The organism is Nostocoides sp., from assembly GCF_037045025.1.
Classification (GTDB): domain Bacteria; phylum Actinomycetota; class Actinomycetes; order Actinomycetales; family Dermatophilaceae; genus Nostocoides_A.
This window is the reverse complement of the sequence record NZ_JBAOHM010000019.1, coordinates 73969-89955: the sequence shown is the minus strand read 5'-3', so window position 1 is coordinate 89955 and position 15987 is coordinate 73969. Positions and strand designations below refer to the sequence as shown.

7 protein-coding genes are annotated in these 15987 nt (G+C 69.7%); 1 reads left to right on the top strand and 6 read right to left on the bottom strand.

All coding sequences use genetic code 11. The features are described from left to right. Complete coding sequence (locus V9G19_RS27470; protein WP_462288558.1) at positions 1-933, top strand: sulfotransferase family protein; 933 nt, start codon at positions 1-3, stop codon at positions 931-933. Positions 934-946: 13 nt separating this feature from the next. Here V9G19_RS27470 and V9G19_RS27465 read toward each other — a convergent pair whose 3' ends face one another. From V9G19_RS27465 to V9G19_RS27440, 6 genes are all read right to left on the bottom strand, one after another. Continuing rightward, on the bottom strand, positions 947-1918 hold the full coding sequence (locus V9G19_RS27465; RefSeq protein ID WP_462288557.1) for a phosphotransferase: 972 nt from the start codon (positions 1916-1918) through the stop codon (positions 947-949). Continuing rightward, positions 1887-3020, bottom strand: coding sequence for a glycosyltransferase (locus V9G19_RS27460; RefSeq protein ID WP_462288556.1), 1134 nt, complete (start codon positions 3018-3020; stop codon positions 1887-1889). Before V9G19_RS27460 ends, V9G19_RS27465 begins: the two co-directional genes overlap by 32 nt. Next, the gene (locus V9G19_RS27455) at positions 3017-4579 is read right to left on the bottom strand and encodes a P-loop NTPase family protein (RefSeq protein WP_462288555.1); all 1563 of its coding nucleotides are present in this window, start codon (positions 4577-4579) and stop codon (positions 3017-3019) included. The genes V9G19_RS27460 and V9G19_RS27455 overlap by 4 nt, the downstream gene beginning before the upstream one ends. 92 nt (positions 4580-4671) lie before the next feature. Next, positions 4672-5874, bottom strand: coding sequence for a glycosyltransferase (locus tag V9G19_RS27450; RefSeq protein WP_462288554.1), 1203 nt, complete (start codon positions 5872-5874; stop codon positions 4672-4674). Beyond that, entirely contained in the window at positions 5871-7313 is a 1443-nt protein-coding gene (locus tag V9G19_RS27445) for an O-antigen ligase family protein (protein ID WP_462288553.1), read from the bottom strand. Before V9G19_RS27445 ends, V9G19_RS27450 begins: the two co-directional genes overlap by 4 nt. 172 nt (positions 7314-7485) lie before the next feature. Beyond that, positions 7486-15957: a GH36-type glycosyl hydrolase domain-containing protein gene (locus V9G19_RS27440; RefSeq protein WP_462288552.1), complete on the bottom strand. Its 8472-nt coding sequence runs from the start codon at positions 15955-15957 to the stop codon at positions 7486-7488. Between the last annotated feature and the right edge of the window lie 30 nt (positions 15958-15987).

Sequence of the window (15987 nt, the reverse complement as noted above, 5' to 3'; positions counted from 1 at the left end):
ATGAACACACCAGAACCTCACGGCCCGAACTTCCTGGTCGTCGGCGCCGCCAAGTCCGGCACGACGTCACTGAGCTACTACCTGCGCCAACACCCGGACATCTTTTTTGCCCGCGAGAAGGAGAGCCACTACTTCCTCTTCCCCGATGGCGCCCCGGATTATCGCGGCCCGCGCGATCAGGAGGAGTTTGTGCCGCTGATCATCAGTGACCGGGAGCGCTATCTCGCGTGCTTCTCCGCTGGAGCGAGCGCGGCGATGCGTGGCGAGGCGTCGGTCTACTATTTGAGCGACCCCAAGGCATTGCGCAATGCGCTCGATTTCGATGGGCAGATGAAGTTCATCGCCGTGCTGCGCGATCCCGCCGAGCGCAGCTTTTCGGCGTGGTCACATATGATGCGCGACGGACGTGAGCCGGTCGAGAACTTCTTGACCGCCTTTGAGCTGGAGTCGGAGAGGGTCGCGGCGCATTGGTCGCCGGGCTTCTTCTATGAGTCGATGTCGCTCTATGGCAAGCAGGTTGGCGCCGCCCTCGAGGTGGTGCCCCGCGGGCAACTGCATATCGTCCTTTATGAGGATCTGGTGGAGCGCACCGACGAGACGCTGGCCGGGATCTTTTCCTTCCTCGGGGTGCGCAACGTCGATATCGCGAGCGAGCGGGTCATGAACCCGTCGGGGAATCCCCGCTTCCGCGCGCTCAACCATCTGCTGACGCAACGCAATCCGGTCAAGAACGCGCTCAAGCGGGTCATCCCGTATGAAGCCGGAACGGCGATCGCCCAGCGCGTGGCGTCGTGGAATCTCAAGCGTCGCGACCTGAACGAGGAGGACCGCAAGATCCTCGATCAGCGCTTCGGTGACGACATCGCCCAGCTGGGCGAGCTGCTCGGTCGCGATCTTCGCGGGTGGGGTGGGCGAGGGCGCGTGCGCCGATAACCGGGTGCCGGCCTCAGCGCCCGAGCCCGGTGAATCCACGGGCGGCCAGGGCCGCCTGTCGAGCGCGCGGCTGGACCACGACCGGGACGAGGTCGAGGTCCCAGTCGGCGAGCATGGCGCTCCACGCGCCGAGGCGGGCGGCGTTGAAGTAGCGCTCCCGCGGGCCGGCCGGGCGCTCCAGCACTGCCACCGTCCGGCGCAAGTGGGCTGCCCGGGCGAGGCTGCGAGCGTGCCCTGTGCTGGGCAGCGGACCACGGTATCCCGACTCGAAGGCGCGTCTGCCGGCCTCCGGCAGTGACGGCCGCGCCGGGTCGGTAAGGAAGCCGAGGTCGTAGGCGGGCGAGCCGACGGCGATCTCGTCGGTGTCGCACAGGACCACCCGAGCCGGGCCGGTCAGCAGGTTGGGGCGGTGGAGATCGCCGTGCACGACACCGCGCCGCGGATCGGTGTCGCCGAGCTCGCCATCCAGGCGGCGCGCCACGGCGGCCAGCGTTGCGGCCATTCGCGGGCGCACCCGGCCGGTCGCCGTGAGGCGCTCGATGCCCGTCACGATATCGGCGCAGTCCACGACCGTAGGCAAGCGGATCGGCACGCTCTGCTCGAGATCGTCCACGGCAACCGCGTGCAGCGATCGGACGGCGGCGCCTGCGGCTTCCCAATCGACCGGCTCCACCACCGGGATGCGCTCCCAGGCGCTGACCAGGGCCCCGGCAAACCGCTGCGGCCCCGACCACAGCGGGCGGACGAACGCGCACCGCTCAGCGAGCGCCGCGGCCAGGGCGACCTTGGCGCTCACCGCGGCCAGATCGGCATACGCGGGCGCCACGATGAGCACCACCTGCGCGCCGGCAAAGACAGCGCTGGTCGATCCCTGCGCCTGTCGGGCCAAGGTGCTGGGGTCGACACCCAAAGCCGCGGCCGCGGCGTGCGCCGCACGCTCGGGCGTGGACGGGCTAACGGGACGTCGAGCCAGCCGTGAGGACATCATCGACGATGCGGCGCAGCTTCTCGTGGAAGTGCGCCTCGGAGAAGGTCTCGGCGTGCGCCTTAAGGACCTCGGGGTCGAAATGCGTCGCGCGAAAGCGCGTGATGCCATCCTTGATCGCCGCCGTGTCACCGGAGGGAACAAAAACACACGTGGTGCCGTCGATGCTCGAGTCGAGATAGCCGTAGGCCCCGAGCAGGATGGCGGGCGTGCCGAAGGCATAGGCCTCGATGGGCGTCAGGCCGAAGTCCTCCCGGCTGACGGCGATCAAGGCCGCAGCATTGGAATAGACCCAGCGCATCTGGGCATCGCTCAGCCGGGAAACGGCGGTGACCCGCTGTGCCGCCTCCGCGTCGGTGACTGCGTCCGGGGGCAGCGGTCCCACGACGACGAGCCGTTCCCCGGGGGAGTCGGCAACGGCCTGGCAGATCGCGGTGACATTCTTGTAGCCGCGGGCACGGCTGACGCACAACAGGTAGCCGGGCTCAACCCCAGGGATCGGCTCCTGCTCGCCGTCGACATCGATGACGACGGGCGGGTTGATCACCTCGGCGTCCCGTCCGTAGGAGCGGCGGATGCGATCTCGCACGATCGAGGAGTTGGCGATGTAGACCGCCGCCTCCTTGGCCGCCTTGCGGTCCCAGCGTCGCAGGAAGGGCAGCAACGCCCGCACCGGCAGCCGCGCCGGCTTGGGGATCTCGGGAAGGTAATCCTCAAGCTGGTAGAGCCAGCGCGCCGGCGTGTGGCAATAGATGATCTTGGGGGCGTCGGTGTTGAGTCCGTGCGCCCACCCGGAGGAGGAGCAGATGACGACATCGGCCCGCGGTGGCCTGGCAAAACCGAAGGCGGACGCGAGCGCCGGCATGGCCCGGCGCGGGTCCTTGCGGAAGACCCCGAGCCGGCCCGGCCACAGCCGGTGGATGCGGTAGTTGGCGAACTCCGGAAAGGTCGCTTCGGGCGCATAGACGCTGGTCACCAGCTCCGAGCCGGGGAAGGCGTCGAGCAGGGACAGGACAACCCGCTCGGCGCCTCCGCGTTGGGTCACGTAATCGTGCGCGATCAGCACGACCGGGTCGCGCTTGTCGCCAGGCCCGATGCTCACTGCAGCGCGGGCGTCGTGACCGTGTTCTCCGTGGCGGCCGGAGCGCTCGCGCTCGCTGGCGTCGGCTCGGGAACCGGGGTGCGCGGCCGGACGCTCTTGACGCGATAGATCAGCACGTCGGGATGCGCCAGCACGGGCAGCGTCGAGGCGTAGCCGCGCAACTCGTCCATGACCTTCTTGGCATAGGCGCGCCGCGTGGAACCGGACTTGATCAGCAAGATCGTCCGGTCGACGAAGGGGGCAACCTGGATGCTGCCGGCCTGGGAGGCGAGAGCGGGACCGACGACGATGACGATCTCCCGCTCGCGGCCAACCTGTTCCAGGACGGTGCTGAACGCCGGTGCCCCGACGACGGCCTCGGAGGCGCCGGCGTCGACGACGAGGACCTCACCGAACTGGCCGGTGGAGATGCCGACCCCGCCGACGCTTGAGCCGGCCTGCACGGTCAGATTGGTCAGCGCCGAGCGGGCGGACTGGGCGGCCGAGTCGGCGTTGACGACGGCGACACGGTGGCCCATCCCGTCGAGTTCGCGGGCCAGCCAGACAGCCAGAGTCAACGGCGCCACCGATTGTCCGGTCAGCGGCGCGATTAACGTGACATTGTGCTCCTCTCCCTTGCGCAGCAGCGTCGGCCACATCGCCGCGGCGAGGGCCCGCACCTCGGGCACGTCCGTGCGCGGCACCTCGGGCAGGAAGGCGGTCTTGGGGCCCGGCAGGTCGAGGCCGGCCGGCCACACCGCGCTGGGCTGGACACCGGCGGAGTCCAGGTCGGTGGCGTCGACGATCCGGCCCGCGAGGCCCTCGCGGATCCACACCAGGATCAGGCCGAGGAAGGCGCCAAGCAACAAACCCGTCAGGATCGGCGTTGCCACTGCCATCAGCGACGGCGCGACGTCGGCCTCCTGGATCACCTGCGCTCCACCGAGCGTCCCCACGGACTTGACCAGGCCGACGCTGTTGAGCCGCTCCTGGGCGGCCTCGCGCTCATTGAGGAGGGTCTGACGCTGGGGTGCGACGACCGCCTGGACTTGGGGAAGCGAATCGGCGTCCGCCGAGGACAGCGCCTTCTGCAACGTGTCCAGCTGTTCTCCGTAGCCTTCGATGTCGTCGGAGAGCTTCTTCTCGGCCGCATCGAGGACGTCGGTGTTGTACCTCGAGAGCGAGGCGATGTATTCCTTGCCAATGCCGTCGGCGACCTTCCTGGCGACATCCGCGTCGCTGGAGGTGACGCTCACGCTGACGATGTTGGTCGTCGCGACGCTTGAGCTGAATCGGGTGTCGTAGCTGGCGTGCCCGGCCGGCAGCGTGGCCTCCACCGCCTTGGCGACATTGTCGCTTTCCATCCGGCGCTGCTCGGCGTCGACGATGCGGCTGGTGTCGCGCTGCGTAGCCGGGGCCAAGCCGGTGGTGGCATAGGGCAGGGTCACCGGCTCGCCCACGAGGATTTGCGTGGTCGCGACCTGCGGAACACCGTTCTGCACGGCCTTGATCGCCGGATAAAGCGCCCCGAGCAGGGCGAGCAATGCGATCAACCACAGGTTGCGACGCAGCAAGTTCAATTGACGTCGGTGGTCGAGAACGACCCCTGGTTCTTCCACTGTCACCCCATGGCGCTGATCGTTTGCAAGAACATCGGCTGAATCCCGACGCATTAGGGTACCGCCTTCGAATCTATGGCTTGACGCGAGCGTTGCTTTAGGCGTGCCGCCAGACCGGGGCGGCCACGCAGTTTCTCGTATGCCGCAAGGACCGCGGTGGCGACGGTCTGCGGGTCGTATTCGGCACTGGTTCGCCGGCCCTCGGCGGCAAGCTGCGCACGCAAACCCGGGTCGCCGGCGAGTTTGCCGATGGCCGCGGCAAGACCGGCCACGTCGCCCGGGGCGACGAGCAGCCCGTCGTGTCCTGGCGTCACTACCTCGGCGGGCCCGCCGGCGTCCGCCGCGATGACCGCGACGCCCGCCGCCATACCTTCGATCACTACCTGACCGAATGGTTCGGGTGTCACCGACGCGTGCACAAGGACGTCGATCTCGGCCAACTCGGCCCAGATGTCGCTGCAAAAGCCGCGGAAGTCGACGATGTCGGCGATGCCGAGTTCGGCGCACAGGTCGTGCAGGGACGCCTCGTAGGCGTCCTCGCCGAACATCGCCGACCCGATCAGCCGGGCCCGCAGGTCGTGATCGCGGCGAGCTAGTGCCAGCGCTCGCACGAAGACGTCTTGCCCCTTCCACGGCGCCAGCCGTCCCACCATGCCCAAGATCACCGGCCCCTCCTCGGTGCGGTGGTGGTGTGGGGGGGCGGCGGGCACGGCGTCATAGACCACGGTGCTCGCGGCGGGGACCGTGGCTGCGGTGGCGCGGGAGTTGACCAGGATCTGGTCGGGGACGACCCGAGAGAGGGCCCGCACCATCCAGACCGCCGGCGTGGGCAGATAGTCGGGGCTGATCCGGTCGCGGACGTGCCAGAGCACCGGCAGCCGGACGCTCTTGGCGGCGACGCCGCCGACGAGCGCGGACTTCAGCGAGTTGGTGTGCACCACGTCGGGGCCGATGTCGACGAGCAGGCGGCGCAGCCGGCGCACGTATGCCGCGGCCTCGCTCAGCCCGGCTAGCCGGAAGGCCCCGGGCCGCATGGTCTCCTTGCGGGTGTCGCGCAGCGAGGGATTCATCGGGAGCAGGTGGACGGTGGCACCGTGCCGCTCCAGTTCCGGGGCGAGCGGACCGTCCTCGCCGAGGATCACGTGGACTTCGGCTCGCGCACCGAGGGCCTCGATCAGGCGGAGCAAGGCGATCTCCCCGCCGGAGATCTGAGCGACGTGGTCGACGAAGGCGACCCGGGGTCGGGATGAACTCACGCGCGGCCGCCGGACTGCGGCACCCGGCCCAGGGTGGCCAGACACAGCCACAACACCATGCCATAGATGGCCTGGCTGGTGTCGGTGAAGATGATTCCGAAGGTCAGCGCCAGGGCCGCGGCGGCTAGGCAGGTGTCGGTCAGCTCGGTTCGACGAGCGCGACGCACCGCCTTGGCGGTGGCCGTGATGATGGCGCCGAGGTAGAGCAGTCCGGCAATGACGCCAAAGCGCGCCAGTGTCTCGAAGATGCCGGAATCGAAGTTGCGGAAGTGCGGATCGGTGAAGTCAGAGGCGTTCAGGTTGCTCACTCGGCCGGTGGCGCCGAAGCCCAACCCGATCGGATCGCTAAGGACGGTAGGCGCGATGCGGGTCTGGAACTCGATCCGCTTCTGCAGGCTGATGTCCTCGGTAGTTTGGCTGGTCGTGTTGTTGGCGCGCTCCGCCATCCGCCCGATGATCGGACCGCCGAGCACGATCAGCCCGGCGAGCAGGGCCGCCAAGACGGCGCCCATCCGCAGAATCTTGGTCCGGCCGAGAACGAAGAGCAACACCATGCCGAGCGCGAGGCCGATCCAGCCGGCGCGCACCAAGGTGGTGCCGAGGCAGACCATCCCGACGGCCGCGGCAATGAACTGGCGCGGAACGCGGCGCTCGGAGACAAGGATGAGGAGCAGGGCCGCGAGCACCTGGCCGAGCGGCCCGGTGGTGGTCAGGGTGCTGAAGGTCCGGAACTCGCCCGGGCGGGGTGCGCCGATGCTGCTGATCTCGGAGCCGAGCATCCACGCGAGGTCCCACGGTGGCAGGACGAGGAACTGGATCAGCCCATAGGCGCCCAGCCCGAGACACCCCCACACCGCCGTGCCGCGCAGCACACGGCGCAGCGCCTCGTCGTCGGTCATCACCTTCAGGACGAATAGGCCGAGGCTGAGCGGCCCGAGCAGATACAGGGAGTCGGCGATGGCCGGCAGGAAGCCGTTGCGGACGATCCCGACCAGCAAGCCGTAGGCGCCGACCGCCATGACGACCGAGACCAGGTTGTAGATCTCCTTGCGAACTCGCCGACGATACAGCAGTCCCCAGGGCAACGACAGGATGCTGACCACGGTGGCCGTCAACAAGATGGGGTTCTGCTCGTGATAAACGCTCTTCCAGTCGACGAACCGGCGCACCTCGTTGGTCGTCAGCCACATCACGATCGCAAAGGCGAGATAGGCATTCCACCGGCGCAAGGCGAGCAGACCCAGCGCGATGAGGGCCGCTCCGAGGGGAAAGCCGACCAGCATGAGTCGAGCGGCACCGCCCAGCGTTGCCACGCAGGCAGCGACCACCCAACAAAGCCCGAGCGCGGCGCCTAGGCCGCCGGTGTCCAACGCTCGGCGGCCCCGGGCAACCGGGCGCGCGCCGGCTGCCGCGAGCCCAGCATCAAGCGCTGCGCTCACCTGCGCCTCCTTAGGTGCACTCGTCACGGTTAAGTTCACCCGGTGCCCCGTGGGACCGGGCACCTGGCTCTCACCCCCCCGGTGAGGTCCGGAACGTACTGACCGCCGGACCCGGCCGCCCATCATACCCCTCGATGCCGGACCCCCGTGGCGGGCCCCCCGCGATCGGCCGTCACCCGGCGGGATCGACGACCTTGAGGGTCAGGCGGACCTCGTGCGCGCCACCGTCGTCATCGAGCGCCAGATGGTGGGGATCGGGCAGTCGGACGCCGTCGACCCAGGTCGCGGTCAGGCGGCGGGTCGAGCCGGGCACGGCCTCGCGCGGCTCCATGTCGTAGTGGATGGTGTAGGTCGTTCCGCCGTGGCGGTACTCCACGCGCGCCCAGGGCCACTGCGGTGGAACGCACGGATGGATATCGAGGGTGTCGCCCCGGCGCTGCAGCCCGAGGATGGCCTCCAACCCGGCGCGGTAGAGCCACCCGCTGGACCCGGTATACCAGGTCCAGCCGCCACGTCCGACGTGCGGCTCGACGGAATAGACGTCGGCCGCCACGACATACGGCTCGACCCGGTAGGTGGCCGCCTCCTCGAGAGTGCGCGCGTGGTTGACCGGGTTGATCAGGGCGAACAGATCGCCGGCGCGCTCCTGCTCGCCCAGCCGGGCGTAGGCGAAGATCAGCCACGTCGCTCCGTGGGTGTACTGGCCGCCGTTCTCGCGGATTCCCGGTGGGTAGGAGCGCAGGTATCCGGGGTCGGGCTCGGAGGTATCGAAGGGGGGCGTGAACAGCCGGGCGATGCCCGGGTCCCGGACGATCAGCCGCTCCTCCACCGAGCGGAGCGCCCGGGTTTCCCGGTCGGGTTGGGCCTGACCGGACAACACCGCCCAGCTCTGGGCGATCGAGTCGATTTGGCACTCCGGGCGGGTCCTGGAGCCGAGCGGGGTGCCGTCGTCGAAGTAGCCGCGCCGATACCAGGCACCGTCCCACGCCTCGCGTTCCAGCGCCTGGCGCAACTCCTCGGCCGCCATCCGGCTGCGGGCCACGAAGGCGTGATCGCGCCGGCCTTCGGCGATCGGCAAGAAGACCGAGAGGGTCTGCAGGAGGAACCAGCCGAGCCACACGCTCTCGCCCCGGCCGTCTGCACCGACCCGGTTCATCCCGTCGTTCCAGTCGCCGGTGCCCATCAGCGGCAGCCCGTGGCTGCCCATCGTGAAGGCCCGCTCCAGGCCACGGGTGCAGTGGTCGTAGAGCGTGGCGGTGTGCTCGCTGGTTCCCGGGGTGAAGAAGGCTTCGCCCTCGTGGGGTTCGAGGGCCCGACCCTCCAGCCACGGGATCTCGACATCGAGCACCCCCACGTCCGCGGTCACGGTCACATAGCGGGCGACCGCGTGGGCGAGCCAGACGACGTCATCACTCATGCGGGTGCGGATGCCGGAGCCGTCGGCGGGCAGCCACCAGTGCTGCACGTCGCCCTCGGGGAACTGGCGGCCGGCCGCGCGAATCAGGTGACTACGGGCCATCGCGGGGTCGACGAGGACGACCGCCATGCCGTCCTGCAGCTGGTCGCGGAAGCCGTAGGCGCCGCTGGCCTGGTAGTAGCCGGTGCGGGCAAGCATCCGGCTGGCCAGCGTCTGGTAGAGCAGCCAGCCCCCCATCATCAGCTCGAAGGCCCGGTCCGGCACCCGGACGACGACGCGGTCGAGCGTGTCAGCCCACGCCGACTTGACCGCATCGAGGGCCGCGATCGGCGGGGCGTCGCGGTGGCGGCGGATCAGCTCGCGCGCCTGCTCGATGTCGTATGCCGCTCCCAGCAGGATCCGCACGTCCGCGCTCGCGCCCGGGTCCAACGTCAGCCGGGTCCTCAGGGCGGCGCACGGGTCCAGTCCCGCGCCGACGCGCCCGGACAGGGGGGCATCGGAGCGCACCGCCGCCGGCTCCCGCAGCGAGCCCTGAACGCCGAGGAACTCGCGGCGATCGCCGGTCAGCGACTCCTGGGCGCCGCACAAATCGACGAAGGCGACCTGATCGGCATACTGCAGGCTCCACGGGTTGCGCACGATCAGGGCGCCGGTCTGCGGGTCGACCGAGGTGATCTGGCGGCGCCAGGTCTGCTGCCGGTTAAGGCCGAGCACGCTCTCGTGATAGGTCGTGACGATGTAGGTCCGGGTGCGGTCGGTGACATTGGTCACGCGCAGCCGGGAGACCTTGACCGGGTCATCGCCGGCGACGAACTGGAGCAGGTCGAGGCGGACATCGTCGTTCTGATGGATGTAAGCGGTGTAGCCGAACCCGTGCCAACACAGGTGGCGGCCGGTGTCGATCGGCGCTGCGGTTGGGGTCGCGATCCGGCCGGAGATCTCGTCCTTGACGTAGACGACCTCGGACGGGAGGGCGCTGACCGGGTCGTTGCGCCACGAGGTCAACTGGTTGTCGCGGCTGTTGCGCCACCACGTCGAGCCGGCGCCCTCGGCGGTCGCGACGAAGCCGAAATTCTCGTTGGCGACGATATTGCTCCACGGCGCCGGGGTGGGCCGGCCCTCCTCGATCACCGTGCAGTACTCGCGGCCGCCGGAGGCGAAGCCGCCGTGCCCGTTGTCGTATTCCAGGCCCGGACGCTCGGTGGCGTCCAGCGGGGCCGGTGCCGGGGAAGCGGGTCGCTGCGGTGTGATCACCGGGGCGGCGACGGCGCGCAGCTGGGCACCGAGGTCACCGGCGGAGGCGTCCAGGACAACCGCCGCGGCCGCGGCCAGCCCGCGCAGAGTGCGCGCCTCGGTCTGGTCGACGCGCAGCACATAGATCCGTCCCGTGGAATCCCGGGCACCCGTGCGGGCGCGGATCGAGCCGGCCAACCGTTCCAGGGCGTGATGCAGCTCGTCGCGATAGGACGTCGGTTCGCGGTTGAGCAGGACGAGGTCGACGGCAAAGCGCCGGATCCGCCAGTATTCGAAGGCGCGGATCAGCTGCTGGATCACCGGCAGGTCCTCGATGCGGTCGATGCGCACCAGGGCGATCGGCAGGTCCCCGGAGACCCCTAACGGCCACAACCCGCTTTGGCTGGCAGTGTCCTCTTGCAGGCTCGCCGCGGGCGGCCGCAGCGCCCCGGTCGGATAGGTGATGTGGCCGGCAAGCGTTTGGAAGCTCATCGCCTCGCGGGGGGTGATGCCGAGGTCGCGCAGCTCGACCTGGCTCTGGGTCCAGGCGAGCATCGCCAGCCGCTGATGAGCCTGGGCACCCTGGTGGGCATCGATGAGCGCGAGCAGCCGCTCGCGGCTCTCGGCGACGAAGGTCCAGAACAGCACGCGGGTCTCCCCGTCACCGGGCACCCGCACCCGTTGGCGCAGCGAGAAGATCGCGTCGAGGACGTGGCCGGTCGTCGCGCGCAGCGGCCCCTGGCCGTGAACTTGGGCGGCCTCGCGGATGGTGTTGCCACGGCCGAGGAAGGCGGCTCGGTCGGTCTCGGCCGTGGGCCGGCCCAGCCCGGCACCGTCTTCGACCTGGAGCACGTGGGCGGCCCAGACCTGCTGATCGTGCGGTGAGCGACGCCGACGGTGGGCGATGATCGCCGATCGGTCGGGCAGGAACTCGGTGGTGACGAACATCCGCGAGAACACCGGATGGGCGTCGTCATCCAGGATCGGCGCCAGCGCCAGCTCCGCATAGCTGAGCACGGTTAGCCGGCGTTCCTTGCGCTGCCGGTTGCGGATCGTCAGCCGGCGCACCATCGCATCGGCTTCGGGTGAGATGTGGTAGTCGAGGTGGGTGGCGAACCGGTTGTGCTGGCGGACATACGACACCGTGTCGTCGGCCATCCGGGTCTCGCAGCTGGACGGGGAGCCGACCAGGGGGAGCGGGGTCGCCGACCAGGACTCGCCGGTGGCGAAATCCCGCAAGAAGATGTGGTCCCCCGCCTCCTCCGTGCTCGGGTCGGGATGCCACCGGGTGATGGCCAAGCCCTGCCAGCGCAGCTGACCACCGCCGGAGGGAGTCAGGGTCAGGCTCAACCGTCCGTTGGACAGGTGCTGGACCGCGGGAGCGTATGCCGCGGCCCCGCTGAACACGCGCTCCTCGGGTGCGGCGTGGTCACGCACGACCTGGGCGCGGCCCTCCTCGCCGCGGGGGTGGCTGACCGGGACATCGGTCTGGGCGCGCTCTTGGAGGAGCAGGTCGCCCGAGCGGACCAGCGGGTCGGCGTGGAAGTGGGCGCGCATGGCCCCGCCACATACGGCATTGTGGATCGCGACGATCGTCATGCCCTGGTGGTGGGCCATATAGCAGCGCACGACCGCGTGCTCGCTGCCTTGGGGGACTCGCGCGGGGGTGAAGTCCACCGATTCGTAGTAGCCGAACCGGCCGAGGGCACCGAGATCGGCCAGCCGGCGATAGTTCTCGACGGCGGCCTTCGGGAAGACCATCGCGGCCAATCCGGTCGCATAGGGCGCGACCACGAGGTTGTCGGCCAGGCCGCGCACGATGCCGAGCCCGGGGACCCCGAACGGTGAGTACTGATAGGTGTAGTGAACATCCCGGGCGTTGTAGGCCGCCTCGGAGATACCCCACGGGATACCGAGCCGCTGGGCATAGTCCATCTGGCGGCGCACGGCCATCTGGTCGGAGTGCGCGAGCAGGCTCTGATGCGGGGACCGCATAACGAGCGGCGGCATGAGGTACTCGAACATCGAGCCCGACCACGATTGCAGCGCGGCCCCACCCTGGACCGCGGTGACCGGTCGCCCGAGAAGGAACCAGTGCCGGGTCCGCACATGCCGCTTGATGACCGCCACGTAGCTGGTCAGGCGAGCCTCGGAGGCGAGCAGGTCGTAGCACGCCTCGTCGAGGCGGCCGGTGGGGACGTGATAGCCGACCGAGAGCAAATTGCGGTGCGGGTCACGCAGAAAGGTGAAGTCCATGTGTTGGAACAGGTCGTCGGCCCGGTCGGCGATGGCGCGCAGCCGGCCGGCCAGCCGGGTGCGTGCTTCGTCGTCGAGTCGCAGATCACGACCGAGGCTGGTGACCGTGGCCTCGACGGCCCCAGCGGCGACGGCAAGCGCGCCCGTCGGCCGCACCTCGGGGCCGTCGTCGGCGGCGCGGGAGAGACCCGCCGCGGCGGCGAGGTTGGCGGCCGCTTCCTCCACGGCCACCCAGGACTGCAGCGGATCCTCGGCAGCGGTGGACGCGTGCAGCGTTGCAGCCACGGCGTCGGCGGCCTCCCGCAGCGACGCCGGCAGCTCGGGGGCCGTCTCCGCGTCCGAGTCGAGGACCGCCAGCGCATCGGCGACGCCGTCACGCGAAAGGGACGCCGGCGCCGCGTCGATCGCCTGCGCCCAGCCGCGAACGGCGCACGCGAGAGTGAGCAGATGTCCGGCGAGGTTGCCGCTGTCGACCGTGGAGACATAGCGCGGCTCGAGCGGAGCCAGGCTGCGGGTGTCGATCCAGTTGAAGAAGTGGCCGCGGTAGCGTTGCATCCGGGCGAGCGTGGCGAGCGTTCGTTCGCACCGGTCGGCGGCCTCGGCCAGGCCGATCCACCCGAACTCCCGGGCGCTGACCACGGTGAGCAGGTAGAGCCCGACATTGGTCGGCGAGGTGCGATGGGCGATCGTGGGACGCGGCTCCTCCTGGAAGTTGTCCGGCGGCAGGTGGTTGTCGTCCGCGGTGACGAAGCTGGTGAAGAACGCCCAGGTCCGCCGGGCGACCAAGCGCAAGGCGGCCCGCTCCTGGGGAGTGCTCTCCGCCTCGACCTCCTGTGAGGGCCAGCTCGACGCCCACGCCACGGCCGGCGCGAGCAGCCAGAGCAGGCCGGGCACGATCGCGAGGGCCAGGTGGCCGGGGCCTCGCCAGGCGCCGACGGCGAGGACTGCGATCGCCAGGAGCGTGCCGCCGGCCATCAAGCGGATGTAGTCGGGGAGGGTTCGTTTGCCGCCCTTGCCGGCGGCCGCCGCCGTCGTCCACTCCAGCAGGTGGCGGCGAGTGAAAAGCAGGCGGATGAGGGTGCGCACGACGGCATCGAGCATCAGCCAGGCCTGATGGGCGAGGAAGGTGAGATCGAATGCGGCGACCAGGAGTCCGTCGCGCAGTTCGCTGAGCGCGCCGGTCAGCTGACTGCGTCGAGTGATCCCCTTGCGGTTCAACAGGAATCGGGGCAGGACCGGCAGGATGTGCGGGGCAAAATAGGTGAGCAGAACAACCCCGAGCCAGACGGCGACCCCCCGGACCGGCAACAGCGCCAAGGCGGCGATCAGCGCCGCGACTTGCGCCGGTTTGGCCAGGCTGCGCCGGACATTGTCGGCCATCTTCCACAGTCCGAGGGCGCTGATTCCCGAGCGAGGACGCACCAGCCACGGCAGCAACTGCCAGTCGCCGCGGGCCCAGCGGTGGGCGCGGGAGGCGGTCACGGCATACGAGGTCGGATGTTCCTCGACGACCTCGACGTCGGTGACCAGGCCGGACCGGGCGTAGTTGCCCTCGAGCAGGTCGTGGCTGAGGACCCGGTTCTCGGGGATCCGCGAGGAAACGGTCCGGTCGACGATGTCGATGTCGTAGATGCCCTTACCGGTGAACGAGCCCTGCTCAAAGAGGTCTTGATAGGCATCCGACACGGCGAACGCATAGCGGTCGGCGCCGCGTTGGGTCGAATAGGTCCGTTGCAGCAGCGAGCTGTCCTCGGCCATCGGCAACGACGGGGTCACCCGCGGCTGCATGATCCCGTAACCTCGCGCCACCTTGCGCCCGGTGTGGTCGAGGCGGGCGCGGTTGAGCGGGTGGGCCATCTTGCCGACGAGACGGCGTGCTGCCTCCCGCGGCAGGCGGGTGTCGCTGTCGAGGGTGATGACATAGCGGAACGGGCCGGGCAGGCGTCCCTCGGCGACATACATCAGGCTGTCCTGGCTGCGCAGCAGCTTGTTGAGCTCGTCGAGTTTGCCGCGCTTGCGTTCCCAGCCCATCCACACGCCTTCGGCGGGGTTGAAGCGCCGGTCGCGGTGGAAGAGCAGGAAACGCTCGCCGTGCCGGGTGTTCAGTGCGGCGATGCCGGCCCGCGCCCGAGCCAAGGACTCGTGGTCGCCCGGCGCGTCCTTCTCGGGCGCGTCCGGCCAGTCGGTGGCCAAGCCGTAGTAGAGCTCCCCGTCGGGGTTGGCGAGATAGTGGACCTGCAACTGGTCGACGAGCTGATCGATGTCATCGATGGAGGTCAGCAGCGTCGGGATGACCACCAGCGTGCGCAGGTCGTGCGGCACGCCGTCGCGCAGGGCCAACCCCGGCAGCGGCCGAGCCGAGACGATCCGCGCGGCCCAGTAGTTGACCGTCGACACCGCCCAATCACTGAACGCCACCGCGCTCAGCGCGCCGAGCAGCGTCAGGGCCAGCGGCCCGGGAGATGGCGCGACCCGGGTCACCAACCACCAGGTCATACCGAGGACGGTCGCCATGGCCACGGTGAGGGCGAGAAGATACCCAGGCAGCCCTGCTTGGCGCAGCCATCGCTCCCCGCGCGAGCGGGCACTCTCGTGGTAGCCGATCGAGCGGGCAAACGCGCGGCGGCCGGAATCGAGCAGCCAATATCCGATGTCCCGGCCCGGTTCGTCCACCCCGTGCCGAGCCCACTGCAGCGCGGCCCGGGTGACGTCGATCTCGGCCTGCCCCGATCCGCGGGCCAAGTCCTCGATCGCCGACCGATTGAGGTTGCGGGTGGGGAAGTCGAGTCCTTGGTAGCCCTCGTCGGTGCGCAACTCCTCCTCAATCAGGCTGACCGACTCCAGCCAGTCCTCCCAGTTCATGTCCGCCAGCAACGTCAAGCTGGTGAAGATGTTGCGCACGGTCACCGTCGCCGCCGACTGCGCCCGGGCCTCGGCCAGGGCGAGCGGTTCGAGCGAATCGACGCCCAAGCGGCTTTGCAGCCAGGTGATCGCCTCGGGGTGCTGCTGGCCGCTCAGGCGGCGCAGCAGCCGGGCGGCGAACGCCCGGCTGGGCACAAACGCCCGGTCGGGGATCAGCTGGGTGAGCGCCACCGGTTGGCCACCGATCCCGAGCAGGCCGTCCGCCACGCGGTCGGCGGCCCGACGGTCTTTGCCGGCGCCGACCACGCGGTCAGCGACCCGGCGCAGGTTCTCGACGAGCAACAGCCGCAAGGTGATGGCCACCGCCCACAGCTCACCGAGGGTGAGCGCCTTGCGGGTCTCGTAGGCGCGGATATAGCGCGAGAGCAGCTCGGCATCCAGGAGGCTGTCGGTGTGGGCGACGTAGCCCCACATGATCGCGAACATCCGGGGGTGGCCCTGCAGGAATCCGGGGCCGAGCTTGGGCAGCTGGCGGAAATAGTCGGGCGGCAGGTCGCGGCGGATCTGGCGGATGTTCTCCTCGACGGTGTGGAAGTTGTCCAGCAGCCACTCGGCGGCGGGCGTGATCTCCCGCTCGTCCCGGACATCCTCGCTGATCGCCTCGTATGCCCGACCGAGCGCCGCAGCGTCCTGCTTGAGCCGGGTGAGCAGCGGCACGACCCGGGTCGTGCTGCCGAGGACCATGTGGCTGTCGGCGAGCGAGCGGGCGTGTTCCTCGAACCGCTCCGCCGAGAAGATCTCCGCCCGGATCGGCTCGGTGTCCGCCCAGGGTTCGGAGCGGCGACGAAAGGCGCTGGTCGGGCCGACGCGTGTCACCTCGGCCTCACCGTCCTCGTCGTCGCAGGC